We start from the raw sequence: 24,584 nt of genomic DNA on the forward strand, positions 1-24,584 counted from the left end.
CTTCGCTCCGGAGCAACTTTTCAACTTTAGCATGTTTCGTGAACCGGTCATAACCAGTCGAAACGTCTTGTGAAAAGCTCTTTGCTACCGAATGAATTCTTCGTGTATTCCACGTTGTTTTCGTTTCGGCAACAGAGAATAACTATACATAGGTTTTCAGGTTCGCACAAATCGGGTGGCCACGTTCTAGGTCACATTCAGATCCCTGTTCTAATCTGGGCTTATGAGCGACCTTCAAACACTCCTTGGATACCGTGAACCAATCTTTAACGCATCGATGGCCGGAGCCGCTGGCGGTAAGCTTGCCGCCTCAGTGAGCGCAGCCGGCGGAGTTGGGATGATCGGCTGCCCTGCTTCACCTACCGAAGAATGGATCTCTACTCAGGCAGCACATCTTGCCTCAACTGATTCTCCCTGGGGTGTTGGTTTCATGGCTTGGTCATTAGAAAACGATCTAAGTCCATTAGAAGCGTTCCTTAACTACGACCCCTCGTTGGTCGTGCTGAGTTTCGGAGATCCCACGAGAAGTGCCGCGCTAGCCCACGAGGCGGGGGTACTAACCGCCATGCAGGTTGGAAACGCCACGGATTTAGCTCGCGCGATGCACGATGATATCGATATTGTCATCGCCCGCGGCGGTGAGGGAGGCGGACATGGCCGAAACGAAGCAGGAACACTTTCACTACTTCAGCTAGCTACCGCGCAGAATCGTAAGCCCGTCATTGCAGCTGGTGGCATCGGCACCGCGCGGGGTGTTGCCGCTGTCCTATCGGCAGGAGCCGAGGCAGCTTGGATAGGGACACGCTTTTTGGCATGTACGGAATCCACCGGGCATCAGAACGTCAAGGCTGCGGTACTGGCAGCCGGGCTAGATGACACCGTCTACACCCGAGCATTTGATATCGCCCAGCAACTGCCTTGGGCAGAGGAATTTGGCGGTCGGGCATTAGACAACGATTTCAGTCAACGCTGGGCCGGGGATATCGCTGGGCTTCAAGCCGCTGCCGGTGATCCCCTGCGTGAACAGATGCTCACTGCCCGCGCGCAGGCGCAGGTTTCCATGGCCCCCGTGTATGCCGGCGAAGCGGTGGCGTTCGTCCACGGCGAGCAAAGCGCTGCACAGATCATAGAGGAACTAGCGCAATTCCGGCAGATCTTGGCACAGACCGCCCGGCGCTTCGGCTAATTAGATCGGCTGGTTGTCGATCAACCGCACGCCGCCAACCTTTGCCGCCACCAAGATGAGGGCTTCACCGGTAAAGGGCGTGTCTTGGCAGATGAATGCCAGCTCTTGGAGGGTATTGGGATCCACCACTACAAAGTAGTCGAGCTCTACAGACGGTTCCATTTGGAACAGGCCCAAAGCATCGTCGATATTGAGCGGTTCATGGCGTGCCGCGCGTGAAGCAATTAGTTCGATCGCGCGATGCAGTACTAATGCTGCTTCCAACTGTTCGGCGTTAAGCAATGCGTTGCGGCTAGAGAGAGCCAGACCCTTGGCGCTACGTACGATGGGCACCGAACATAATTCCACTTGGTAATCCAGGTCTGCCACCATCCGCCGAATCAGCGCCAGTTGCTGTGCGTCCTTCTGCCCAAAGTAAGCGCGATATTCGCCCTGCCGAGGGTCCGCTAGATGTAAAAGTTTTGCAACGACGGCGAGCATGCCATCAAAATGTCCGGGGCGTGAGGCACCTTCATACATTTCACCCAATATGCCGCTGTGTAACTGAATGAGCGGTTTGCCAGCATGGTAGATTTCCTCGGCCGGTGGCGCAAAGACAATATCAACCCCGGCACGCGTGGCCATGACAAGATCGGTATCCAGGTCTCGCGGATAGTTGGCGTAATCCTGCGCATCATTAAACTGCAGCTCGTTAACAAAAATCGAGATGACAACCAGCTCGTTTTCGGCACGCGCCTTGTCAAAAAGACGCTCGTGGCCTTCGTGCAACGCCCCCATCGTTGGGACAAAGCCCAAGGACTTCGGGTTGGCGTGCGCAATCGCAGACTTCAGCTCTTCGCGAGTATGAACAATCATCGGGGTCATCACGGACTCTATTCTAGAACCTGCAACAATTCTTGAAGAGTCGCCTGAGAAATTCGGCCAAGCGCCGCGGCCCGCATGGCGGTAGCCCGGGACAAACTACGGTAGCTGTCTTGGGTATCTTGTTGGTCTTTAGCCATCGACGTCAGATGCGCCTGCACGGTACCCACATCGCCTCGGGCCACAGGTCCGGTCAACGCTAAAGCCCCGGAGCGTAAGGCGTTGTCCAGGCTCGCACTCATCAGAGCACGCAAGGTGGCTGAGGGATCTTCCACGCCAATGCGGCGCAGCATATCCGCCGATTGCGCGGTAATAGTATTTAGATGATTTGCCGCATGCGCCAGCGCCGCATGGTAGCTAACGCGATCTTGCTCGGCAATCACCACCGGCTCCCCACGCATCTCCACTACCAGCGCCTGCGCGACCGGGAGCATGATTTCATCTGCGGTGACCGCAAAAACACAGTCGGTCAGTCGGTGCAGGTCCATAGACATCCCGGTGAAGGTCATCGCCGGGTGGATCGCCAGGCCGAAGGCACCGGCGGCTATTGCAGGTTCCAGAATCCCAATGCCATAGCGTCCCGCGGTGTGCGCCACCAGCTGCCCGGTGACAAAGTGGCCACCTGCGGCTAGCCCCTGGACGAGTTCGCCCAGCACGTCATCTGGGACCGCAAAGATCACCAGCTCGCTGCGTCGCAAGATTTCGGCCGGATCGAGGATTTGAACGCCCGGAAGCAGTGCATCAGCACGCTCGCGTGAGGTTTCGGAGACCGCGTGGACCCCGGTGATTCGGTGCCCAGAGGCCGCCAGTGCGGCTCCAAGAACAACTCCCACCTTCCCGGCGGAGATGATTCCAATACCTAAGCGTGGTGCGTCCATGGTGTTACCTTTCAACCTGGCGCTTCGCTTGCACCGCAAAAAATTCGCTGGCTACCGACGCGTCTAGCTGATGCAGGTATCCAATAATCGTGCCACCGGCGCTATAAAGCCTCACCCCGGCAAGATCGTGGCGACGCTCCCACGGACCCTGTTGCCAACCCATCCCTTGGATTCTGTTGTGCGGCACAAAGGCTGCACTGCGCGAAAGCCAGCCGAAGCGGGTGATGACACAATTTTGTGTTGCAAGAAATGCCTGATGTTTCCAAGCTCCCGGGGAGAGCGTTTTAGCTCGCACCGGTGAATTGATAAAACCGTGTGTGGTGCCGGTGGTGATGGCAGTCAACAGGACCTCACGCTGATTCTCCGCGCCGAGGTCCGGCAACAAGATCCCCATCACCTGGGTGACGGCGTTAAAGTCGCCGACCGGAAGCACCAAGAGGTTTGAAAATTCCTCATCACCCACGCCCAGCGCATTGACCTCTACCCGGTACCAACCAAGTAGACGCCAGAAGGCCGGCGAGCTGACCTGGATCGACTGCACGCGCCCGGCGGGCAATGACTGTTGTTTGGTATCGGCCAGCCCATGACTGATCCGCAATCCGGTATCTGTGGCGCTGGCGCTGAAATTCCAGGAGTTGTTCAGTTCTTTGTAGAACCAACCGCCGAAGCCGAGCAGAATCGGCAGCAAACCGGCAACAAATGCACCGTTGCCGGTGATGCTCACGATCCCCACGCTTAGCGCTCCGAGCAACCCGATGATCGTTGGCACGCGCAACAGCAAGGAAGCAAGCAGGCGCCCGGCCGGCACCTTGGCCATCAGCGGAACTGGTTCCGCGGCCGGAGGCTGCTCCACATCTTCGCTCGGCGCGGCTACTTCTCCCTGGGCCAAGGCCAGGATTTCGGTACGCAACTGGTGCGCGTGGGCCTTGCGTAAAAACGACAGGCGCATCACCGAGGCTGAACCGTCGGCCACATCAAAGCGCAGCTCGGCTAATCCCAGCAGGCGCGCCACCAAAGGTTGGGCGATATCGATACCCTGCACCTTGTCGATGCGTGCCTGTTTTTGACTGCGGAAGATCATTCCGGAATTCACGTAGACATGAGTTTCGCTGATCTTATAGCGGGTGAAATACCACGACAGCGCATAAAAAATGAGCACCAATAGCAGCGCTGCCGAGCCGATGGCCACGGTCCAGGTCAGCCGGCTACCAGAGAACCGGTCCGCCCAGGACAGTTCATCGGTATTTTGCCAGTACACCCACAACAACCCGACGATGGCCAGCCAGCCGTGCACGAAGGGACTTGCCGGGTGTACTCGCTGCCACTGATTCATAGCTGGTTCGCCTCGCCGGCCGCGACCAATCGTTCACGAAGCTCTTCACCGGTTTCCGCCCGCAGCCCCGGGATAACCGCGGTGGCCGCGCCGGCTGCGGTATTCAGCGTCAGCTTACACAGACCGTAACGGCGTTCCACCGGGCCAGAGGTCACTTCCACATATTGCATCCGCCCATAGGGAATGACCAGTTGTTTGCGCCACAGCACTCCGGAGCGCACCACTAGATCCTCGGTTCGTTCTTGGTAACCGAGGGCGCGAACCTGACGGCGCAGGATGCGCAAAACCAGCAGGGCAATTCCGATGACGAGTACCGGGGGCACGATCACCAGCCACCAGGGCGCTGGGAGGCCGAACAGTCGCAGGATTAGCGGCAGTAGCGCGACCAACAGGTAGCAGCTGCTCTGGATCGACCAGTTGACCAGCTTGACCTTAAAGTAGTCGGGGTCTACCGCAGTGAAATTATTCGGTAACGATTCCATCGGTGTTTTCATCGGTGTCCTCGGGCGGTAGTTTGCAAAGGTGCTGAACGATGTAGCCGATGATCACCATCAGTATCCCCGATCCGGCGAGCACCAGCGCACGAGTCAGCGTGGGGCTAGGTCCGGAAACGAATACTAAGGTAATCAGCGGGGCCAGGTGCCAGCCTGTTATTAACGCGCCGGCATAGGCCGCGGCCTGTGCGAGCACTAGCGTACGTGCGGCGGCTATCGGATCAATATGTGATCGGCCCAGCGTGGAGCGTTTGACCCGAATACCCAGAAAAAGAATGACCGCGCACACCGCCCCGAGGGAAAACAGCGCCGTGTAGTCCAGCACCGGGGAGAATCTGCCCGCGGCCGTGAGCAGGCGTAACGTTACCCAGCCCAGCACGCCGCCAAGCAGCATGCACCAGATCAGCGTGCGCAACTTAAGCCGGTTCATAGCCTGATGATGTCCTTGGTATCAGCGGCTGACTGCGCGAGCCGGGAAACCAGCTGTCCGTGCAGTACCGCATCGGCGTCCATCCAGCTCCACGGGGCCAGCACAAATCCGCGAATATGCGCCCGTGGGTGGGGTAACGTCAACCGCTCATCGTCTAATTCAAGCTGATCGTAGGTGATCAAGTCCAAATCCAAGGTGCGCGCTTCCCAGCGCACCTGGCGGGTACGGTGATGATTCGCTTCGATACGCTGAGCTAAATCCAGTAGTTCGTGAGGCCCCAGGGTGGTGCGCACCTTGATGACCTGATTGGTGTAATCGGGCTGATCCGGTGGTCCACCCACGGGTTTGGTGATCGCCACCGGGGAGGTTTGCAACACCTGAACATGCTCGGCAAGTTCGGCGATCGCCGCGCGCAGGGTGCCTTGGCTATCGCCGAGGTTAGCGCCCAGCGCAATAATCGCGGTGTGCAACTGCTGGTGGCGAGTCAAGGCGATGGACACGTCTGAGAAAGGCACCGGGATCGGCGCTTGTGGTTTGTGCACCACCACATCCACGGTTGCCACCGTGGGCCAGGTGCCCAAAATTGCATCTGCTATCTGCAATCCGAGCTTTTCAATGAGATCCCAGGGCCCGGCCTTAATCTGCTCGACAACCAGCTGGCTCACCGCCCCGTAGTCCACGGTGTCAACAACATTGTCGCTGAGCGCGGCGCGGGTGATGTCCACGTGGAGCACGACGTCGATGCGGAATTCTTGACCCTCGCGCTTCTCGAAGTCGAAGACTCCGTGATAGCCGGTGGCGCAAATTCCGTCGATACTAATTCGATCCATAAGCCTTCACGACTTCCAGCGCGTCGCGGCTGCCCGCCACATCGTGCACGCGCACCGCCCAGACGCCGTCGCGGGCTGCCAGTGCGGTGGTAGCCGCGGTGGCTCCATCGCGTCCTAGTGGTTCGCGCGGGGTGCCACCGTCGGCCAGCAGTTCGCCGAGGAAACGCTTGCGGCTGGTGCCCACCAGCACGCGGTGACCTAGTTCTTCGACCGCCTGCAGATTCGCCAGCAACGCCCAGTTATGCGCCGCATCCTTGGCGAAGCCCAGTCCGGGATCGATGATCAGCTGTTCTGGCTTGACGCCCTTGGCCACAAATTCGTCGCGCAGGGTACGTAGTTCGGCCACCACCTCGGTGACCACGTCGGTGTAGTTCGCCTGGCGCACCATATCCGCGGCGGTACCGCGACGGTGCATGAGTACGTAGGGGACACCGGTTTCTGCGATCAGTTCGGCCATACCCGCTTCATAGGTCAGCCCGGAAACGTCGTTAATCAGGTGTGCGCCGGCCGTAATTGCCGCGCGGGCGGTAGATACGTGCATGGTGTCCACGGAAATCACCGCACCGGCTTTGGCCAACGCCTCGATGACCGGAATGATCCGCGCCTGCTCCAGAGCTGGATCAACATCCTTGGCTCCGGGGCGGGTGGATTCACCGCCGACGTCGATAATGTCCGCTCCGGCGTAGAGCAGCTTCAGACCGTGATCCAGCGCCTTGTCGATGGCCAGATACTGCCCGCCATCGGAGAAAGAATCCTCGGTGACATTTAAGATTCCCATCACCAAGGTACGCCCGGTGGGCAGCTCGGCGAAGGTTTTGCGCTTCGACTTACGGACCACGGACAACGGGCTGGTGTTCGGGCCGGTGCCCGGGATAGCTCCAAGTGACATAGGTTTTACCTTCCGAGGATTAGGCTCATGGCTTCGGCACGCGTCGCGGTTTCACGCAGCTGGCCGCGCACCGCACTGGTGACCGTCTTCGCACCGGGCTTGCGTACCCCGCGCATCGACATGCACATATGCTCACATTCGATCACGACGATCGCGCCGGAGGGTTCCAGATGTTCTACCAGCGCGTCAACGATTTGTGTGGTCAAACGTTCTTGGACCTGTGGGCGGCGGGCGAAGACCTCGACCAGGCGCGCCAACTTACTGAGCCCGGTGACCTTGCCACCCTTGCCCGGAATGTAACCAATATGCGCGGTCCCGTAAAACGGCACCAGGTGGTGCTCGCAGGTGGAGTAGAACGCGATGTCCTTCACCAACACCATCTCATCATGTTCGATGTCAAAGGTGGTGGACAGGTGCTCGGCGGCGTCCTGATGCAAACCGGCAAAAAATTCTGCGTAGGCCTTCGCTACCCGCTTGGGGGTATCGAGCAAACCGTCACGGTCCGGATCTTCGCCAATGGCTTCAAGGATTTCGCGGACCGCGGCGGCAATACGCGGCTGGTCGATCTTCGTCTCTTCAATCACGACTTCGATACTAGTCGGTTGACTGCGCCGCGCGCTCCTTTGGGCTTAATATCGGTCCTTCTTCGTGGACCGGACGCGCATCATTGCTCAACCAAACCTCACGCTTATCGCGCTTAACCAGGTCGACGAACAGATCCGCGATTTCTTTCTGGTTCAGCGTTTCGCGCTCCAGCAAAGCCAAGGCCAAACGGTCCAGCACGTGACGGTTGGCGGTCAACGCCGCGTATGCGTCGTCGTGCGCCTGCTCGATGAGCGCACGCACCTCCTCGTCCACCAGGTGGGCCATCTCGTCGGAGAACTCGCGGGTGGCCGTACCCATGCCCTGTGCGGCCGCCGAGGAAGCCAAGCGCACCGCGCCAACCTTCTCGCTCATGCCGTACTCGGTGACCATCTTGCGGGCGGTATCGGTAGCCTTCTCGATATCGTTGGACGCGCCGGTGGATGGATCGTGGAAGACGATCTCCTCGGCGACGCGGCCACCCATGGCGTAAGCCATCTGGTCCAGCAGTTCGTTACGGGTCACCGAATACTTATCGGATTCCGGAACCACCATGGTGTAACCCAGTGCGCGGCCACGCGGCAAGATGGTGATCTTGGTGACCGGCGCGGTCTGGTTCATCGCCGCGGCGACGAGCGCGTGGCCACCCTCGTGATAGGCGGTGACCTTACGTTCGTGCTCGTCCATCAGGCGGGTACGCTTCTGCGGTCCGGCCATGACGCGGTCGATCGCTTCGTCCAGCGCGCGGTCATCAATCAAGTTTGCGTTCGAACGGGCGGTCAACAGCGCCGCTTCGTTCAGTACGTTGGCCAAGTCGGCACCGGTGTAGCCCGGGGTCTTCTTCGCTACCGCATGCATGTCCACGGTCTCATCCATTGGCTTGCCCGCCGAGTGAACCTTCAGAATCTGCTCACGGCCGGCCAAGTCGGGTGCTTCCACCGGGATCTGACGGTCAAAACGTCCCGGGCGCAGCAGCGCCGGATCAAGCACGTCCGGACGGTTGGTCGCGGCGATCAGGATGACGTTGGTGGAGGCATCAAAGCCGTCCATCTCGACCAGCAGCTGGTTCAGCGTCTGTTCGCGTTCGTCGTTGCCGCCGCCGATGCCAGCACCACGGTGCCGACCCACGGCGTCGATCTCATCGACGAAGATAATTGCCGGAGAGTTGGTCTTAGCCTGTTCAAACAGGTCACGCACGCGTGAGGCGCCAACGCCGACGAACATTTCAACAAAGTCGGAACCCGAAATTGAGTAGAACGGGACCTGCGCTTCGCCGGCCACAGCCTTGGCGAGCAGGGTTTTACCGGTACCCGGAGGACCGTAGAGCAGCACGCCCTTAGGGATCTTCGCGCCCAGGGCCAGGAACTTCGCAGGCTCTTGGAGGAACTCCTTAATTTCGTGAAGTTCTTCCACCGCCTCGTCCGCGCCGGCCACGTCCACGAAGGTCACCTGTGGCATGTCCTTGGTGATGAGTTTCGCCTTGGACTTGCCGAACTGCATCACCTTCGAGCCGCCCCCCTGGCTACGCGCCAGAATGAACCAGAAGATGCCTGCGATCAAGATAAAGGGGATGATAATGCCGAGCATCGACAACAACCAGTTGTTTTCCACCGGCTGATCGGTGAACTTGGCAAGCTTGGCTTCGTTCATCGCGTCGACCACTTGATCGGCGCGGGGAATGGAGTAGTAGAAGGAAACTTTCTTTCCCTTGTCCACCCCGTCGACGTTTAGCGCGTCGCGCAGGGTCAGGTCTACTCGCTGATCTCCGTCGAAGATCTTCGCTTCGGTGGCGTTACCGCTGGTAAGTTGGTTCAGCCCTACCGAGGTATCCACGCTTGCCGAACCGTTGCCAAATACCATCGGCAGGAACAACACCATTGCGGTCACACCGACCAGGACCCAAATGATCCAGCTGTTAAAAATCTTCTTAGTTTTCATCGATCCGAAAGGTCCCGTACCTTCCGCATCCCCCTCACGCGTTCTGCCGGCGTCCGGGCAACGCCACCTTCGATACAGTTCAACGCCCAAGTGGCGTTAAAAGTTCCCTACTCGTAGATGTGCGGAGCCAAGGTGCCCACGCAGTCAAGGTTGCGGTACTTTTCCGCGTAGTCCAGACCGTAACCAACCACAAATTCGTTCGGGATGTTCATGCCGACGTACTTCACGTCGATTTCTACCTTTGCGGCTTCCGGCTTACGAAGCAGGGTGCAAATTTCTACCGAGGCTGGGCCACGGGATTCCAGGTTCGCCTTCAACCACGACAGGGTCAGACCCGAGTCGATGATGTCTTCAACGATCAGCACGTGCTTACCCATCAGGTCGGTGTCCAGATCCTTAAGGATGCGAACTACGCCGGAGGACTGGGTGCCCGAACCGTAGGAGGAGACCGCCATCCAGTCCATGGACAGGTGGGACTTCAGCGCGCGAACGAGGTCAGCCATGACCATCACCGCACCCTTAAGCACGCCGACCACGAGGATGTCGCGTCCCTCGTAATCCGTATCAATCTGTGCTGCCAGCTCTTCGATACGAGCCTGGATTTCTTCCTTGGTATAAAGGACATGCGCCAGATCGGCCTTGACAGTGTTCGAATCCACGAGGGTTCTCCTGATTCTTGAAAGGTGGGGTACTCAACTAGAGTGCCACATTTAGTTTAGTGTTGTTCATCTGGTGGTGGTGAAAACTATCACCGACGAGCGCCGAAACGCACTAATTTTCCCGTCCAACTGCACCGGACCGGCGGAACGTGACTTATTCGTACCCACCCCGGCCAGCGCGCAGAGAGCCGAAGTTCGTTCGCTGCTCAGGTTCCGCGCCCCGGCCTCGGCAGCCGCCAGGCGCAGTACCCGCGAGCCAATAGCCGGCGGAAAACTCTGAAGAACCTGCAGGTTTATACCCTGTGTTCCGCGGGACTGTTCCCAGGCTTGATGCGCCCACGCCTCCAGCGCCTCGGCATCCGCGGCCGCCAGCCGCGCGGTGCGAGCCAGTGATTCGGTCAGCTGCCCACCAAGCTGCTCACGCAGAAATGGGAGCACTTTGTGGCGGATGTGATTACGTCGATAGGCGGTGTCTGTATTACTTGGATCTTCCCAATAATCGACCCCAGCCCGCTGACAGATCGATTCGGTGTCGGCTCGGGTCAGTTCCAGTAGCGGCCTGGCGTACCGGCCGCGGATCGGCGGAATACCGGCCAGAGTCCGAGTACCGGATCCGCGCAGAATTCCTAAGAGCACCTGTTCGGCTTGGTCGTCCTTGGTGTGTGCCAGCAGTAAGCGTTGCGCCCCGGATTCGCTCAGGGCTTGTTCGAAGGCGGCATAACGCGCGGTTCGCGCCGAGGCCTCGTCACCGCTGGTACTCACGGTTTTGATCTGTACCTGCGTAAAACCTAGTTCGGCGCATTGGCTCGCGGCATGCTGCGCTACCCGATCGCTGCCGGCTTGCAGGCCGTGATCCACGATCACCACCCCGAAGCGGGTATCGCGCAGTAGTTGACTAGCGGTAATCGCCAGGGCCATCGAGTCGGCACCACCGGAGATGCCCAGCAACGTATGCGGCGCCGCGAGTCGGATGATCTGGTTGCGGGCCAGATCGATGGGTCGACTCATCGAGTACGGGCCAGCCAGAGCGCCGGGTTATCGAGCTCCTCGGAGCTGGGGAAAAGTTCCCGGGCGCTGAAAATAGTGTTAAATTCCGCGTACCCGATCTCATCGACCAGATGGCGCACGAACTTCGCGCCGCGCTCATACTGGCGCGCCTTGGCGTCCATGCCCAGCAGCTTGCCAATCCAGGTGGCCCACGGTGAACGATTTTTACCGCGGGCGGTAAAACGATTTTGAATGGTCTTGATGCTTGCGATGCTGGAGACATCATTCATCACGACCATGGCATGGCCCTCAAGCACCGACATGATGCTGGTCAGTTCCCCGACCTCGCTACGCATGGATTTCACCCGTGCACCGATGTCATTCATTGAGTTGGTTTTCTCACCCAGGGGTTCAAAAACCTCGGCGAGGATCTGCTTCATGACTACGGGAATCCACGGGGCGTGTTCAAACTGCAGTCGGTGAGTCTGTTCGTGGGTGGCGATCCAGAGGTAAAAATCGCGTGCATTAAGGTTCAGTTCGCCTCGGATTTGTGTGATCGTTGGGGCGTTGAGCAGCAATCTCGGGCCAGCGAAAGGATCAAACTGGCCAAGCACCCGGGTGCCCAGAATGGAGAGCACCGCGCCAAGCTCGGCGCCGGCGATCAGCGGTAACGCGCTGGGGGTGTGCGGCAGCTCGGGAAGCATCGCTGCGAAGTTCTGGCTGACCGCCTTAGCCCAACCGCCACGGTCTACCACCAGGGTTTGTGAGGGCGCGGTGCTGGTCAGCTTCGAGATTTTCTCCGCCTCGCGCAACCCCTGCCCGGCTGCGATACGCAGCTCCTCGACGATGCGCGCCGCTTGCTTAGCACTGAGCGCTGGTCCGGCGGGCATCAAGGTTTTAGCCGTGCCGACCGCAAGGTCCCAATCGATGAACTGGCTCATGAATTTCTCCTACCGGCAACCGCATCCGCGCAGGGCGGTGACTGCCTGGTCGATAGTTTGCTTATGTGGTGCCAACGCTCCGTCAGGTTGCGCGGCAAAAATGCTAAAGGCGATGAGCCGCCCGTCCTCGGTGAGTGTCATTCCGGTCAGTGTGGCAACTCCAGATAGGGATCCGGTTTTGGCACGGACCAGACCTAGAGTTTGATCCGAAGCCAGCCGGGTCATCAGCGTTCCGTTGTAGCCGGCTACCGGTAAGGAGTACACCAATTCACGCAGTTCGGCCTTGCCACTGGTGGCCGCTGCACGCAATAAGGTGGTCAACGCTGCCGGTGAAATTTTGTTGCTGGCCGCTAGCCCGCTGGCATCCACCAAAGATATGCCGGTTGCGCCATATGCCTCGGCGACCTGTTGCACCGCCAAGCCGGCCTGCTTCGGGTCTAGCCCTTTTTTCACCGCAACAAGTCGGCCCATGGTTTCGGTGAGGTAATTATCCGAAACCAGCAGCATGTGCTTGATCTGATCACGTAGCGGTGCGGAGAGAACTTGCGTGATTTGCTCCCCGCCGCCATAGGCTCCCCGGCCGCCCTCGCTGACCCCAACCTCTTTGCTCAGTGCGGCGCTAAACACCTTGCGCACCTGCTGGGCAGCATCTGATTGGTACGCCGAGCGGGTACTCTCGGTGGCGCGGCCAGCATAGTGCGCGATCGGGTACACGTCACCAATATTGTTCGAGGTGAACAAGGACTTGTCCCAGGCCGGATTAACCTGCGCGTCGCCGAACAGTGAATCGTCTAACCAAAGTTTTACCTCGCTTACCCCACGCGCTTTGAGCTCCTTAGCGGTCTGCTCCGCCAAGGTTGCCAGCCCCGCATAGCCTTTGGGATGTGCCGGATTCGATTGACCATCGCCGAGCAGCACGTCGCCACCGCCGCGCAGCACCAAGGTGTCCCCGTCTAACCAGACGCTGGTCGCTAACCGATGATCCCCGCCGAAGGTATCCAAGGCCGCCACCGCGGTGGCAACCTTCAGGCTTGAGGCCGGAGTTCCGGGGGTCTGCGAATTCTTGTCGTAGAGCACCTGGCCGCTAGCAACGTCGACCACTTGTGCGTTAAACGAGGTTTTATCGGGCTTGGCAGCAAGGATCGCGTCCAGTTGCGCGGTGAGTTTGGCCTGGTCCGGCATTGGCGCTTCGGGGTTCAGATCCTTTACGGTGACCGGTGCGGCCTCGGGGGTCGTGGCACTCGCGCTCAGGTAATGTGCGGCGGGCTCACCGGTGAAGGTGCGTGGCGAGAGGAACATCGCCGTCGCCATGCCCAGCACTGCTAACAGTGCCACTCCAAGCGTCATGACGCGTCGGAAGGCAATGTTCATGTGAGCAGGTTCCTCTCGAAAGTTTAGCTACTTAATCCCTTGGGGGCGCTACGCTTATTAGCGGATATCCCTAAGACTAGTTTAGGAGTGTGCTTTTTATGCGCCACGACGTGACCATCGAGATCCCAACGGGATCACGCGTCAAGTACGAAATCGACCACGAGACCCACCGCTTGCGCCTGGATCGTGTGCTCTTTACTGCCATGCAGTACCCAACCCACTACGGTTACTTCGACGAAACCCTCGGCGAAGATGGCGATCCTTTGGATGCCATGGTCTTCATCCCGGGCGTCGATTTGATCCCTGGTGTCATCGTTGAGTCGCGCCCTATCGGCGTCTTCAACATGACCGATGATGGCGGTGGAGACGCGAAGCTGCTGTGCGTCCCGACCGACAAGCGCTTTGATCACATCAAGGAACTTGAAGACATGGATGAGTGGTTGATCAAGGAGATCGAGCACTTCTTCACCCGTTACAAGGACCTGGAACCGGGCAAGTGGGTTAAGGCTGAGGGCTGGGAAGGTCGCGAGGCCGCCGAGGCCGAGCTGGCACGCTCCATCGAGCGTTTTAAGGCTTAAGTACGATCAGAGGGCGGGGACCATTATGGTGCCCGCCCTTTGCTGTCCCCCACGAAAGGTTGCTGATGCTCGACGCACTCACATTGCCCGCACCCCTGAACGCGCTGGTGCAGCTGCGCCGCGCCGCACCGGGCGACCTGGCTCAGCTGCTGGAACTACTCAGCGATGATCCGCTCAGCGCTAGCCGGGAGGCGCCCTATTCGCGCGATGCCGGCCATGCGCGCGCACTGGCACAGATCATCGCGGATGGTGGAAATGAGCTCATTGTTGGTGTGCAAGGTACCCAAATCATCGCCATGCTTCAGCTGACTCGCATTCCCGGAATTTCTCGGGGCGGCTCCACCCGGCTCAATGTTGAGGCGGTGCGCGTGCGCGCGGAGCATCGCTCGACCGGGATTGGCACGGCACTGATGCGCTGGGTCATTGACCAGGCCGCACCCGCCTGTGACGCCGATCTGATCCAACTCACCTCGGATAGCTCACGGGCCGACGCACATCGTTTCTATGAGCGGCTGGGTTTTACCGCCTCACACGTGGGTTTTAAGTTACGCCGCTAGAGACCGAGGGCGGTTTCCAATACCGGCTCATCGGGCAGATTTTCCACTTCGCGCAGCGTTCGCTCCACCGCGCGGGTGCGTGTCCCAGCGCTTTGCACGGTATTTTGCGCCGCCGACAGCTGTTTGCCTAGCTTGTCCCACACATCGCCATACTTGCGGAATTCGGCCTTCGCCGCAGAAAGTACCTGCCATACCTCGCTGCTGCGCGCTTCGATTGCCAGCGTTCTGAAACCCATTTGCAGCGAGTTGAGCAGGCTCATCAGCGTGGTGGGTCCGGTGACCAGCACCCGGTGTTCGGTCTGCAGCTTGCTCGCCAGCCCCGGGCGACGCACTACCTCGGCGAAGAGCCCCTCGGTGGGTAGGTACATGATCGCAAAGTCGGTGCTGTACGGTGGGGCGATGTATTTGGCCGAGATCAATTTGGCCTGCTCGATAATTGCCCGATCCAGCGCCCTGCTGGCCTTGTCGATGGCTTCCTTGTCACCCGATTCCTGGGCATCCAAGAGCCGCTCATAGTCTTCTTGCGGCAGCTTCGAGTCGATCGGCAGGTACACCGGAGTTTCATCATGGCCTGGCATTTTCACCGCAAATTCGACGCTGTCCCTGGTCTCGGGTTTAATCACCACGTTCTGCGCATACTGCTCCGCGGTGAGAAGATCTTCGAGCTGACGTGACAACTGCACCTCGCCCCAGGTGCCTCGGCTCTTCACATTGGTCAGCACCCGTTTAAGCCCGCCAACATCGGCGGCGAGGTTCTGCATTTCGCCTAGACCTTGTTGCACCATTTCGAGCCGTTTGCTCACCAGTTCAAAGCTTTCACCGAGGCGCTTCTCTAGGGTGCCCTGCAGTTTCTCGTCGACGGTTTCACGCATTTTCTCCAGCTTTGCCTCGTTGCCGACGCGCAGCAGTTCAAGCTCTTCGCGCAATGCCGCTTGCAGCTGGCTGTGCATCAGCCGATTGGACTGGCTCAGCGCACCGATCTTGTCATCTACGGTGGCGCGGATCGTCTCCAACCGAACCTCATTATCCCGGCGGACCTCGCTTAGGGATTCACGTAGCTCACCACGCTGCGCGCCCAGATCCTGACGCAGTTCTCCATGGGTGGCGCGCACACTGGCGGCGATCGAGTCGTGATCCACGCTCCCGGTACGGCGCACTAGCAGCGCCATCGCGCAGAGCACCAAAAGGATATTAATTATTAACAACACCAGCAGCACAACATTCATGTACCCATTACTAGCAGCGCCCTGGGACACAATAGCTGCAGGTTGCTTAGGCTGGGCTCGTTGTGGGTCCGAAGATTTCTGACTTCACGCCCATCACGATCCGGTCTCCGGGCTGTGTCTGACGCAAATATTTCTCGACGGTGCCCAAGTCGGTGGAGATGCATCCCCAGGTGGCCCGCATGCCCGCATGCAGAAAAATGGCGAAGCTCTGCCCTGGTACCGGTTGCCCCTCCGGGGGCCTGTTGTAGTTAATGACGGCAGCCTGTTCGTAGTCCCCGGCCTGCATGTATTTCCACAGCGGCTCGTCGGGGAACTGGCCCGCACCCTCAAAATAATTGTTGAAGTGCGCACTATGGCGGCCACCCCAGTATGAATCCTGCCGCAATTTTTCATAGGGCAGGTTGGTGCCGGGATTTGTTCGGCCAAAGGCTTCGGTCACCGAATAGGAACCGGTGGGGCTGAGCAGCGAATTGACGTACACCGGCCCGGGTTTGGCAAAACCGGTGCTTCCGGAAAACCCCTTGGCCCGCCATTGTTCGCTGTACCCGCCCTCCGATAGCAGGCAGTGGGTGATGTCCACCGAATTTTCCCCGTAACCGGCGGCGAGCACGAAGGTCACCCGCTGGCTCAACTCATATTCGGGCTTCACCTGATTCGCCGATTCGCAGGGTCCGGACGGGTTCTCACCTTGCGCCGACCGCTGCCCTGGAGCGCAAGCGGTCAGCAACAGCACGCCCGACAGCGCGGCCCCCAGCAGTCGATGCAATACCTTCATGCCCCTCATCTTCGCAGACCTTTAACCTTGCCTTTACCTACTGGTCAGTAAGCGTTTTTTCGGGTCTTGCCGGTACACAAATTATACGAAATACCTGGGTTTTTCACGTAACAATCGAAAACACCGAGCCGACTAGTGACCATCACGCAGTATTCGAGCAGAAACTGGCGCAAGCATCCGGGGATGAGGTGATCCACACCATATTTTTGGCGCCGGGCTTGCCCACCGAAATAATAATTGCCATGATTTGAATTAGCAGCTCTCGCCTGCGACGGCTACCGCCATGGGGATGGAAGGTATCGCTCAAGTATGGCGCGAGTTGGAATCACAGGGCACTTAATCCTGTGATTCACGATTGCTGGGGAGCAATTGGCCGGAACCATTCCGGTCCACAACTAACAATGATCCTTGGGGGAAAATTGAGCGATAGGGACTACTCTGCGCGCTCTGACGACATGTCGGGCACCACCGCGACGCAAGAAATACTCAACTCGTCGGTAAACATAAACTTTGCGGATCTCGCCACCGCCGCCATCAATTTTGATGATGAAAAGGCGCTCTTTCCTAGCACCACGCCGGCCCGTGAACGCACCTTGGTCGATGTCATCAGCACCACAATGGATGTTTATCCCTCCGCGTTGGCCATTGATGACGGCAGCTACAAGCTCACCTACGAACAGCTTCGTGAAGAAGTCGACGAATTGGCTAAGCGCTTGTGGGCCATGGATGTCGGAGCCGGCGACCGCGTCGGAGTACGTGTGCCCTCGGGATCCAAAAATCTTTACATCGCCATCCTCGGTGCACTTTTCGCCGGCGCCGCCTATGTTCCGGTAGACGCCGACGAGCCCGAAGAACGTGCGAACACCGTCTGGGAAGAAGCCGGGGTCTGCGTGGTCATCGGCAGCAACCTTAGCATCACCCACCGCGAGGCAGTGCGCACCAAAGGCAACAGTCCGGATCCCAGCCCGGACGACGACGCGTGGATCATCTTCACCTCCGGTTCCACCGGCAAGCCCAAGGGAGTGGCCATCACCCACCGCTCCGCCGCCGCCTGGGTCGACGCCGAAGCCGAGATGTTTCTGCCCAACGACCCATTAACCCGCGGGGACCGTGTCATGGCGGGGCTATCGGTCGCTTTTGACGCCTCCTGTGAGGAAATGTGGTTGGCCTGGCGTCACGGCGCCTGCCTGGTTCCGGCCCCACGCTCCATTGTGCGTTCCGGCGCTGACCTGGGCGATTGGCTCACCGAACGCAAAATCACGGTAGTTTCCACCGTTCCGACCCTGGCCGCCATGTGGCCGTCGGAAACCCTGGAAAATATCCGCCTGCTAATTTTTGGTGGCGAAGCCTTACCTCCGGAACTCGTCCAACGCCTCGCCGAGCCAACCCGCGAGGTCTGGAACACCTACGGACCCACCGAAGCCACGGTGATCGCCTGCGGTGCCGCAGTTGACGGCCACGGTCCGGTATCCATCGGGACGCCGTTGCGTGGCTGGGACCTGGCGGTGGTTGACGCGCAGGGTTACCCGGTCCCGTGGGGCGGCGAAGGAGAATTGATCATCGGCGGGGTGGGCCTCGGACGCTATCTTGACCCGCAAAAGGATGCCGAAAAGTATGCGCCCATGCCAACTCTTGGCTGGAAGCGCGCCTACCGCAGCGGCGATATGGTGCGCGCCGAACGCGACGGACTGCTCTTCGTGGGCCGCGCCGACGAGCAGGTCAAGCTCGGCGGACGCCGCGTAGAACTCGGTGAAATCGACGAAGCCCTCGCCGCCCTGCCCGGCGTATCCCAGGCCGCCGCGGCGGTCCAGTCTACGCCGAGCGGCAACAAGGTTCTGGCCGGCTACCTGGTCACCGAACCCGGCACGCAGCTGGATCTGGCACACTGCCGTGCCCTGCTGGCCGAGGTCTTGCCCGCGCAGCTGATTCCGGCGCTGGGCCTGGTCGAGACGCTGCCGATGAAAACCTCGGGCAAGGTGGACCGCAAGGGGCTTCCTTGGCCACTGCAGGCGGCCTCCGACTCGGGCACCGGGCACAACCTGACCGGCACCGAAGGCTGGATTGCCGATATTTGGACGGACCTGCTCGGACCGATGGCACTTGATGGCGACAGCGACTTTTTCGCCCTCGGCGGGGCCAGCGTCGCCGCCGCGCAACTGGTAGGCGTGCTACGCACCCGGCACGCTTTGGTGTCGATCGCCGATATCTACGACATGCCGACCCTTGGCGGACTCGCCGCTCATCTGGATGCCCAACAACTGAGCGAAGTTCAGGTGCACGAGTCGGCGCCCACCCCGTGGTGGACGGCCTTGGTGCAGGCCCCGGTCATCGGCGCCCTGTACTCGATCATCGGGCTGCGCTACGTCACCGGCATGGCGCTGGTGTGCTGGGTGCTCTTTAATTTCATGGATGCCAGATGGGTTCCCAACCCGCCGTTGCTCCCCGTGCTGGCGGCCTGGGTGGTGCTCTACACCTTGCCCTTCCGCGTGCTCCTGGCGGTTGTTTCGGCCCGGGTCCTGCTTGCCGGGGTGCAACCGGGCACCTATCAACGCGGCGGCGGTGTCCACCTGCGGCTCTGGGCCGTGGACCGCATCGTGACCTTTGCGAAGATCGAACCAATTATGGGCACGCCGCTGGGAATTTGGTATGCCCGCGCGCTGGGAAACAAGGTCGGGGCTCGGGTGCACTTAGATGCCATGCCTGCGGTGACCGGATTAACTAGCATCGGGGCGGATACCGCCATCGAATACGAGGTAGACATGGCCGGACACTGGCTGGACGGCGACACCTTGGTCATCGGCCGGATCACCATCGGCAGCGGCGTTCGTGTGGGCACCCGCTCCACCATCGTCGGCGGATCCATCATCGAAAATGGTGCTGAAATTGAGCCGGGAAGCTGCGTGGATACCACGGTTGCGGCCAATGGGCTGTACTCCGGTTCGGCGCTGGAACATCTCGGTGCGGCCGGAGCGAGCTGGCCCGATACCCGGGCGCACCACGCTGCGCGATCCGGTGGATTGCTTCGCGCGATACGCTATGCGCTCTCCTTGGGCGCGCTTGGCCTGCTGCCGGTGGTCTCGGTGCTCCCCGGTTCGCTGCTGCTCTTCTCCCTGGTTGACGGGTCGGCAGAAATTGGCGAGGTGCTCTGGGCGCTTGCGCTGCTCTCTCCGCTCTTCGCGGTGCTCACGATCCTGGTCTTCCTGGGGCTCACGGCAGGAAGCGTGCGCTTCTTGGCCCGCTTCCTGCCGCCGGGCTTCCACCCCTCGCACGGAACCGCGGCCTGGGCCGCGTGGCTGACAAACCTGCTGCTGGCCAAGTCGCTGATGTCCGTGTATCCGATTTATGCCAGCATCATCACCCCGGTATGGATGCGCCTGCTCGGTGCCAAGGTGGAGGCGGGCGCCGAAATTTCGACCATGGAAACCATTCCGCACCTGACACATATCGGGCAGCGTTCCTTCATGGCCGACCACTGTCTGGCCTCCCACCCGCGAGTGCGAGGACCATGGCTGCACCTGGGTGAGACGAGCATCGGGGAGAAGTCATTTGTTGGCAACTCCGGGATCGTCGGCCCGGACACCCATGTTCCCAACGATTCGCTGATCGCGGTGCTCTCCTCGGCTCCGCAGAACATGCCGGCGGTTTCCAACTGGTTTGGCCGTCCGGCGATGGAATTACCACGTCCGGTAGATACCGCCGAGTCCACGCTGACCTACAATCCAGCGCGGCGCCTGAAGGTTGCCCGCGCGCTGGTTGAAGCCTGCCGCATCCTGCCGTTGCTGCTCACCATCTGGCTGGCGCTGGGCACCGTGTGGGTGCTGTCCGCAATTTACGATCAGTCCTCGCTGGGCCTGACGCTGCTGCTTTCCGGTCCGGTGCTGCTGGCCTCGGCGAGCGTTTCGGCACTGCTTGCGCTGATCGCCAAGTGGGCCCTGGTCGGACGCTTCCGGGCCGAGGAACACCCGCTGTGGACCTCGTTTATCTGGCGCAATGAATTAGCCGACGTGTTTAGCGAATCCCTCGCGGTGGCGGGCGTGGTGCGCATGAGCCTGGGCACCCCGATGCTGAACTTCTGGCTGCGGCTGCTCGGCGCGCGCATTGGCCGCCGGGTCTGGTGCGAAACCTGGTGGCTGCCCGAACAGGATCTGATCAGCATCGGCGACGGGGCAAGCATCAACCGCGGCACCGTGCTGCAAACCCACCTCTTCCACGATCGCATCATGCGTTTGGAACCGGTACACGTCGGCGCACACGCAAGTCTTGCCCCCAACGGGGTCATCCTGCCCGGCAGCCGGATCGGCGAAGGAACCAGCATTGGCCCTTGCTCGCTGGTCATGCGCTCCGAAGAAGTGCCGGCCAATAGCCGCTGGCGCGGCAACCCGATCCGTAACTGGTCTTAGTCTTGGAGAGCAGCACAATGAACGAACAGCTCAAATACGCCACCGAGTCCTTCGGTCGCGTGATCACGGCAATGATTACCCACTTTGATAGCACCGGGCAGGTAGACCTGGTTGCCGTGCGGCACCTTGCCGCGCAGTTAACCGCCCCCGGATTTAACGACGCCGTGGTGGTCAACGGCACGACGGGCGAATCGATTTCCACCACCGAGGCCGAAAAATTGGCGATCATCACGGCGGCGAAGGAAGCGGTCCCCGGAACCGCAAGAGTCATCGCCGGGGTGGGAGCCGCGGATACCGCGAGCAGCATCCGCATGGCGAACGACGCGGAACGCGCCGGCGCCGACGGCCTGCTGGTGGTGGCACCGTACTATTCACGCCCCACCCAGCAGGGCCTGATCAAGCACTTCGAATCCATCGCCGAACGTACCGAGCTGCCCATCATGCTCTATGACATTCCCGGGCGCACCGGGGTCGCTATCGAACCTGGAACCTTCGCCCGGTTGGCCGCGCATCCGCAGATCATCGCGGTTAAGGATGCCAAGGGTGACCTGGAGTCCAGCTCACAGGTCATCGCGGAAACCTCGCTGGCCTATTACTCGGGGGACGACGCGCTAAACCTGCCGTTGCTGTCCATCGGCGCGGTGGGCTTCGTCTCGGTGGTCGGCCACGTCGTCGGCGACAGCCTGCGCCAACTACTTGAGCACCACGACGCGGGACAAAATGCCCAAGCCCGCGCACTTCACCAGCGGCTGCTGCCGATCTACCGCGGAATGTTCCGCGCCCCGGCGGCCTGCTCGGTTAAGTCCGCGCTGGCTTCCATGGGTCGCGGCGCTAGCACTGTGCGTTCCCCGATGGTGGAACTGGACGCCGATTTGGCGGCCTTGCTACGCGCGGACCTGGTCCGCGTTGATCTGGGAGCACAACTTCAAACGGCGGCGGGTATCCGATGAGTCAAGACCTTCAACGTCGCATCACCGGAATTGATGCGGCCCGCGGCATCGCCCTGATGAGCATGCTCGCGATCCACGTGATGCCTCAGTTCAACGACGATTTTGAACCCACGCTGGTGTGGCAGGTTGCCTCCGGAACCTCCGCCGCGCTCTTTGCCCTGCTGGCCGGTGTCGGGCTGAGCCTAGGATCCAAGTCGGCCACGCAGTCCGCGGCTCAGCTCGCTGGTGCACGAGCCTCACTGGCGGCTCGCGCCGGCTTCATCCTGGGGCTGGGACTGGTTCTGGGCCTGATCGATATTCCCGCATTTGTCATCCTCTCCTACTACGCGGTGATGTTTGCGCTGGCCATACCGTTGCTGCGTTTAAAGGCAACAAGTTTGGCGTTCGCATCCCTGGGCTTCGCCACCGTAGGCTCGATCTTCACCTGGCTCATTTCCCCCTCCCTGCCCGGCTTGGATGGGATCGATCCGTCGCTGAGCACCCTGTTCGCCGAGCCCGGAGCCACACTCAGCTCCCTGCTCTTCACCGGCGCCTACCCGGCGGTGCCGTGGATGAGCTTCGTCTGTGCCGGCATGGCCCTGGGCAAATTGGATCTTCGTTCACGAGACCTGCAGTTGCGGATGGGACTGACCGGACTGGTGCTCTGGCTAGGCAGCTGGGCGCTCTCCGCGCTATTGCTTGGCCCGCTGGGCGGCAAGGCGGCGCTGATCTATTCCACCGCCCGCGTGTTGGACTCCGAGGAGCTGAATGAGGCGCTGGTCTTCGGACTGCCGGACGAGGTCCCGCTGGATTCGCTGTGGTGGCTGGTGACCCTTTCCCCGCATTCGGATCTGGTCTTCGAACTTCTGAACACCCTCGGCGTGGCCCTGCTGGTACTGTCGATCGCCTTGCTGATCGGCCAACGTGTGCCCTGGCTGCTGCGGCCACTGGCTATCGTGGGTTCGATGACGCTGAGCATCTACACCCTGCATCTGCTGTTCCTAGCCACCGGGGTGGGCGTCGAACATCCGATGGCCTCCTTCTGGCTGCAGATCTTGGGTTCACTGTTGCTGGCGGTCTTGTGGCGAAACATTTCGGGACTCGCTCAGGGGCCCCTGGAACATGTCACTTCCGCGCTGGCTGGCAAGGCCAAAGGTCGGGCGCTGGTCCGTAAGGGCTAATGTTGCGCACCGAAGATTGCACTACGGCGGTCTCTAGGCGATACTCAATGCCGTGGACACTGAACGCGAGCTCGCCGGCAAGGCATTGTATGAAAGCCGGCTGAAAAACCTGCACGGCTTGCTGATGCCCGACGCTCCGCGGTGGGATGAACTGCCCGCCGAGGTGCGCGAACGCTGGTGTTCCTATGCGGACGCCGGGCAGTGATGCGCATTCTGGTCACCGGTTTTGAGCCCTTCGGTGCCGACACCATTAATGCCAGCGCGCAGACGCTGGAGCTGCTGCCGCAGTCCTTGGGTGAACACCAGATCCTGACCGGGATGCTGCCGGTCTCTTTTGGCCGCAGCGCCCGGGTACTGGATGAGCTGATTTCCGGCAACGCCCCAGAGGCCGTGGTGCTGCTCGGCGAGGCGGGAGGGCGAACCCAGATCAATCTGGAGCGTTTTGCGGTCAACCAGATGAGCGCGCGCATCGCCGACAACGACGGGGCCCAACCGGCCGGCGAGCGCATCGAACCCGATGGCCCGATCCGGCGTGAGGCCACCATGGCGGTACCCAGCGAGCTAATGGTCAGTGAAGACGCCGGAAGGTTCGTCTGCAACCGCATCGCCTACCACGCCTATGGCTTGCCCATCCCCGCGCAGTTCATCCACGTTCCTGCGGTACGCCCGCATCGGCAGCGCGCACTGATCGGCGCGGAGACCGATGCCGGCGCCCCGGTGTCCAGCGAACTGAGCGTGGTTCAGCTGGCGGCTTCGCTGACTCGGTATCTTCAGGACATTTGTTTTCACTACAAGCCGGGCGGCTAGATACGGTTAAGCCATGAGCCTGACTAATCTTTCCCCGCGCCAGCAGTTTGCCGCTGGCCGGGTGCCGCTGCGCCTGACCAGTTTGTTCGCCGGGCTGCTGCTCTTCGCGTTGGCGATGGCGTTGATGGTGCGGGCAAATCTAGGTGTAGACCCGTGGAACGTGTTCCACCTGGGCTTGTCGCACCATCTGCCGCTGTCGTTGGGCACCATCGTGATCATCGTCGGGGTGATCATGTTGCTGACCTGGATTCCGATGAAGCAGTGGCCCGGGGTCGGCACCGTCGCCAACGTCTTTGTCATTGGTGTGGCGCTGGACGTTTTCCTGCTGGTCCTGCCCGAGGTCACCGGGCTGGGCTGGCAGATTCTCACCCTGATCGGTGCGATCTTGATCAACGGCCTGGGCGGCGCCATGTACATCGGCAGCCACTTCGGCGCCGGCCCGCGCGACGGGCTGATGACCGGGCTGCACCTGCGCACCGGGTTGAGCATCCGGCTGGTGCGCACCAGCATCGAACTGCTGGTGCTGGGCATCGGCTGGCTGCTGGGCGGTCCAGTAGGTTTGGGAACCGTGGCCTACGCGCTGCTGATCGGCCCTTCCACCCAGTTCTTCTTCCGCTTCACCATCATCAAGCTGGCTCCGGGCAGGCTAGAGCAAATCAGCTGACAGTCCGCCCAGCAGCCAAAAGCCATACAGCACCGCGACAACTCCGGATGTCGATGCAGATCGCAATAGGGGCTCTTCAGGATTCAGG

The 24,584-nt window shown here is 60.6% G+C and carries 24 protein-coding genes; 9 read left to right on the top strand and 15 right to left on the bottom strand.

The window, feature by feature from the left end; translation table 11 throughout:
• Positions 1-223 precede the first annotated feature (223 nt).
• Positions 224-1,186 carry a nitronate monooxygenase gene (locus CIK74_RS02985; protein WP_096254294.1) on the top strand — a complete coding sequence of 321 codons (963 nt, stop codon included), beginning with the start codon at positions 224-226 and terminating at the stop codon, positions 1,184-1,186.
• Here the strand turns inward: CIK74_RS02985 and panC are convergent, their stop codons facing one another.
• The 13 genes from panC to CIK74_RS03050 form a co-directional block, all read right to left on the bottom strand.
• Positions 1,187-2,041: a pantoate--beta-alanine ligase gene (panC, locus tag CIK74_RS02990; RefSeq protein WP_240520445.1), complete on the bottom strand. Its 855-nt coding sequence runs from the start codon at positions 2,039-2,041 to the stop codon at positions 1,187-1,189.
• A 17-nt stretch (positions 2,042-2,058) separates the two neighbouring features.
• Complete coding sequence (locus tag CIK74_RS02995; protein WP_096254296.1) at positions 2,059-2,925, bottom strand: DUF2520 domain-containing protein; 867 nt, start codon at positions 2,923-2,925, stop codon at positions 2,059-2,061.
• Positions 2,926-2,929: 4 nt separating this feature from the next.
• A complete protein-coding gene (locus CIK74_RS03000; protein WP_096254297.1) occupies positions 2,930-4,258 on the bottom strand; it encodes a PH domain-containing protein in 1,329 nt (442 codons plus the stop codon).
• Positions 4,255-4,752, bottom strand: a complete 498-nt coding sequence (locus tag CIK74_RS03005; protein WP_096254298.1) for a PH domain-containing protein — start codon at positions 4,750-4,752, stop codon at positions 4,255-4,257. The genes CIK74_RS03000 and CIK74_RS03005 overlap by 4 nt, the downstream gene beginning before the upstream one ends.
• A complete protein-coding gene (locus CIK74_RS03010) occupies positions 4,721-5,182 on the bottom strand; it encodes a DUF3180 domain-containing protein (protein WP_096254299.1) in 462 nt (153 codons plus the stop codon). The genes CIK74_RS03005 and CIK74_RS03010 overlap by 32 nt, the downstream gene beginning before the upstream one ends.
• Positions 5,179-6,012 carry a 2-amino-4-hydroxy-6-hydroxymethyldihydropteridine diphosphokinase gene (gene folK, locus CIK74_RS03015; protein WP_096254300.1) on the bottom strand — a complete coding sequence of 278 codons (834 nt, stop codon included), beginning with the start codon at positions 6,010-6,012 and terminating at the stop codon, positions 5,179-5,181. The genes CIK74_RS03010 and folK overlap by 4 nt, the downstream gene beginning before the upstream one ends.
• On the bottom strand, positions 5,999-6,901 hold the full coding sequence (gene folP, locus CIK74_RS03020; RefSeq protein ID WP_096254301.1) for a dihydropteroate synthase: 903 nt from the start codon (positions 6,899-6,901) through the stop codon (positions 5,999-6,001). Before folP ends, folK begins: the two co-directional genes overlap by 14 nt.
• A gap of 5 nt (positions 6,902-6,906) precedes the next feature.
• Positions 6,907-7,485 (bottom strand): GTP cyclohydrolase I FolE, encoded by a 579-nt coding sequence (gene folE, locus CIK74_RS03025; protein WP_096254302.1) that lies wholly within the window; start codon positions 7,483-7,485, stop codon positions 6,907-6,909.
• A 10-nt stretch (positions 7,486-7,495) separates the two neighbouring features.
• On the bottom strand, positions 7,496-9,421 hold the full coding sequence (gene ftsH, locus CIK74_RS03030) for an ATP-dependent zinc metalloprotease FtsH (RefSeq protein WP_096254303.1): 1,926 nt from the start codon (positions 9,419-9,421) through the stop codon (positions 7,496-7,498).
• Positions 9,422-9,528: 107 nt separating this feature from the next.
• A complete protein-coding gene (gene hpt / locus CIK74_RS03035; RefSeq protein ID WP_096254304.1) occupies positions 9,529-10,080 on the bottom strand; it encodes a hypoxanthine phosphoribosyltransferase in 552 nt (183 codons plus the stop codon).
• Between the two features lie 66 nt (positions 10,081-10,146).
• On the bottom strand, positions 10,147-11,088 hold the full coding sequence (tilS, locus tag CIK74_RS03040; RefSeq protein ID WP_096254305.1) for a tRNA lysidine(34) synthetase TilS: 942 nt from the start codon (positions 11,086-11,088) through the stop codon (positions 10,147-10,149).
• On the bottom strand, positions 11,085-12,008 hold the full coding sequence (locus tag CIK74_RS03045) for a zinc-dependent metalloprotease (protein WP_096254306.1): 924 nt from the start codon (positions 12,006-12,008) through the stop codon (positions 11,085-11,087). The genes tilS and CIK74_RS03045 overlap by 4 nt, the downstream gene beginning before the upstream one ends.
• Before the next feature lie 9 nt (positions 12,009-12,017).
• A complete protein-coding gene (locus CIK74_RS03050; RefSeq protein ID WP_096254307.1) occupies positions 12,018-13,379 on the bottom strand; it encodes a D-alanyl-D-alanine carboxypeptidase in 1,362 nt (453 codons plus the stop codon).
• 98 nt (positions 13,380-13,477) lie between these two features.
• Between CIK74_RS03050 and CIK74_RS03055 the strand changes: the two genes are divergently transcribed.
• Entirely contained in the window at positions 13,478-13,957 is a 480-nt protein-coding gene (locus tag CIK74_RS03055; RefSeq protein ID WP_096254308.1) for an inorganic diphosphatase, read from the top strand.
• 65 nt (positions 13,958-14,022) lie between these two features.
• Positions 14,023-14,514, top strand: coding sequence for a GNAT family N-acetyltransferase (locus CIK74_RS03060; protein WP_096254309.1), 492 nt, complete (start codon positions 14,023-14,025; stop codon positions 14,512-14,514).
• On the opposite strand, the gene rmuC is transcribed toward CIK74_RS03060, so the two are convergent.
• A complete protein-coding gene (gene rmuC / locus CIK74_RS03065) occupies positions 14,511-15,740 on the bottom strand; it encodes a DNA recombination protein RmuC (RefSeq protein WP_096254310.1) in 1,230 nt (409 codons plus the stop codon). The genes CIK74_RS03060 and rmuC overlap by 4 nt on opposite strands.
• A 46-nt stretch (positions 15,741-15,786) precedes the next feature.
• The gene (locus CIK74_RS03070) at positions 15,787-16,515 is read right to left on the bottom strand and encodes a hypothetical protein (RefSeq protein WP_096254311.1); all 729 of its coding nucleotides are present in this window, start codon (positions 16,513-16,515) and stop codon (positions 15,787-15,789) included.
• Positions 16,516-16,934: 419 nt separating this feature from the next.
• Between CIK74_RS03070 and CIK74_RS03075 the strand changes: the two genes are divergently transcribed.
• Genes CIK74_RS03075 through CIK74_RS03095 form a run of 6 tightly spaced genes read left to right on the top strand, consistent with a single transcriptional unit; the run spans position 16,935 to position 24,496 of the window.
• Entirely contained in the window at positions 16,935-20,915 is a 3,981-nt protein-coding gene (locus CIK74_RS03075; protein WP_240520444.1) for a Pls/PosA family non-ribosomal peptide synthetase, read from the top strand.
• Positions 20,916-20,932: 17 nt separating this feature from the next.
• A complete protein-coding gene (dapA, locus tag CIK74_RS03080) occupies positions 20,933-21,865 on the top strand; it encodes a 4-hydroxy-tetrahydrodipicolinate synthase (protein ID WP_096254313.1) in 933 nt (310 codons plus the stop codon).
• Complete coding sequence (locus tag CIK74_RS03085; RefSeq protein WP_096254314.1) at positions 21,862-23,025, top strand: heparan-alpha-glucosaminide N-acetyltransferase domain-containing protein; 1,164 nt, start codon at positions 21,862-21,864, stop codon at positions 23,023-23,025. The genes dapA and CIK74_RS03085 overlap by 4 nt, the downstream gene beginning before the upstream one ends.
• A 52-nt stretch (positions 23,026-23,077) precedes the next feature.
• Positions 23,078-23,230: a hypothetical protein gene (locus CIK74_RS18645; protein ID WP_170947715.1), complete on the top strand. Its 153-nt coding sequence runs from the start codon at positions 23,078-23,080 to the stop codon at positions 23,228-23,230.
• A complete protein-coding gene (locus CIK74_RS03090; protein ID WP_141392857.1) occupies positions 23,203-23,832 on the top strand; it encodes a pyroglutamyl-peptidase I in 630 nt (209 codons plus the stop codon). The genes CIK74_RS18645 and CIK74_RS03090 overlap by 28 nt, the downstream gene beginning before the upstream one ends.
• 13 nt (positions 23,833-23,845) lie before the next feature.
• Entirely contained in the window at positions 23,846-24,496 is a 651-nt protein-coding gene (locus tag CIK74_RS03095; protein WP_096254316.1) for a hypothetical protein, read from the top strand.
• The last annotated feature ends 88 nt before the right edge of the window (positions 24,497-24,584 follow it).

This window comes from Glutamicibacter sp. BW77 (assembly GCF_002332285.1).
In the GTDB taxonomy this organism is placed as follows: Bacteria; Actinomycetota; Actinomycetes; order Actinomycetales; family Micrococcaceae; genus Glutamicibacter; species Glutamicibacter bergerei.

What these genes read in the sequence shown, in the direction of transcription:
- CIK74_RS02985 (WP_096254294.1), top strand. Translation starts at nt 224, where the DNA reads ATGAGCGACCTTCAAACACTCCTTGGATACCGTGAACCAATCTTTAAC.
- panC (WP_240520445.1), bottom strand. Translation starts at nt 2,041, where the DNA reads ATGATTGTTCATACTCGCGAAGAGCTGAAGTCTGCGATTGCGCACGCC.
- CIK74_RS02995 (WP_096254296.1), bottom strand. Translation starts at nt 2,925, where the DNA reads ATGGACGCACCACGCTTAGGTATTGGAATCATCTCCGCCGGGAAGGTG.
- CIK74_RS03000 (WP_096254297.1), bottom strand. Translation starts at nt 4,258, where the DNA reads ATGAATCAGTGGCAGCGAGTACACCCGGCAAGTCCCTTCGTGCACGGC.
- CIK74_RS03005 (WP_096254298.1), bottom strand. Translation starts at nt 4,752, where the DNA reads ATGAAAACACCGATGGAATCGTTACCGAATAATTTCACTGCGGTAGAC.
- CIK74_RS03010 (WP_096254299.1), bottom strand. Translation starts at nt 5,182, where the DNA reads ATGAACCGGCTTAAGTTGCGCACGCTGATCTGGTGCATGCTGCTTGGC.
- folK (WP_096254300.1), bottom strand. Translation starts at nt 6,012, where the DNA reads ATGGATCGAATTAGTATCGACGGAATTTGCGCCACCGGCTATCACGGA.
- folP (WP_096254301.1), bottom strand. Translation starts at nt 6,901, where the DNA reads ATGTCACTTGGAGCTATCCCGGGCACCGGCCCGAACACCAGCCCGTTG.
- ftsH (WP_096254303.1), bottom strand. Translation starts at nt 9,421, where the DNA reads ATGAAAACTAAGAAGATTTTTAACAGCTGGATCATTTGGGTCCTGGTC.
- tilS (WP_096254305.1), bottom strand. Translation starts at nt 11,088, where the DNA reads ATGAGTCGACCCATCGATCTGGCCCGCAACCAGATCATCCGACTCGCG.
- CIK74_RS03045 (WP_096254306.1), bottom strand. Translation starts at nt 12,008, where the DNA reads ATGAGCCAGTTCATCGATTGGGACCTTGCGGTCGGCACGGCTAAAACC.
- CIK74_RS03050 (WP_096254307.1), bottom strand. Translation starts at nt 13,379, where the DNA reads ATGAACATTGCCTTCCGACGCGTCATGACGCTTGGAGTGGCACTGTTA.
- CIK74_RS03055 (WP_096254308.1), top strand. Translation starts at nt 13,478, where the DNA reads ATGCGCCACGACGTGACCATCGAGATCCCAACGGGATCACGCGTCAAG.
- CIK74_RS03060 (WP_096254309.1), top strand. Translation starts at nt 14,023, where the DNA reads ATGCTCGACGCACTCACATTGCCCGCACCCCTGAACGCGCTGGTGCAG.
- rmuC (WP_096254310.1), bottom strand. Translation starts at nt 15,740, where the DNA reads ATGAATGTTGTGCTGCTGGTGTTGTTAATAATTAATATCCTTTTGGTG.
- CIK74_RS03070 (WP_096254311.1), bottom strand. Translation starts at nt 16,515, where the DNA reads ATGAAGGTATTGCATCGACTGCTGGGGGCCGCGCTGTCGGGCGTGCTG.
- dapA (WP_096254313.1), top strand. Translation starts at nt 20,933, where the DNA reads ATGAACGAACAGCTCAAATACGCCACCGAGTCCTTCGGTCGCGTGATC.
- CIK74_RS03085 (WP_096254314.1), top strand. Translation starts at nt 21,862, where the DNA reads ATGAGTCAAGACCTTCAACGTCGCATCACCGGAATTGATGCGGCCCGC.
- CIK74_RS03095 (WP_096254316.1), top strand. Translation starts at nt 23,846, where the DNA reads ATGAGCCTGACTAATCTTTCCCCGCGCCAGCAGTTTGCCGCTGGCCGG.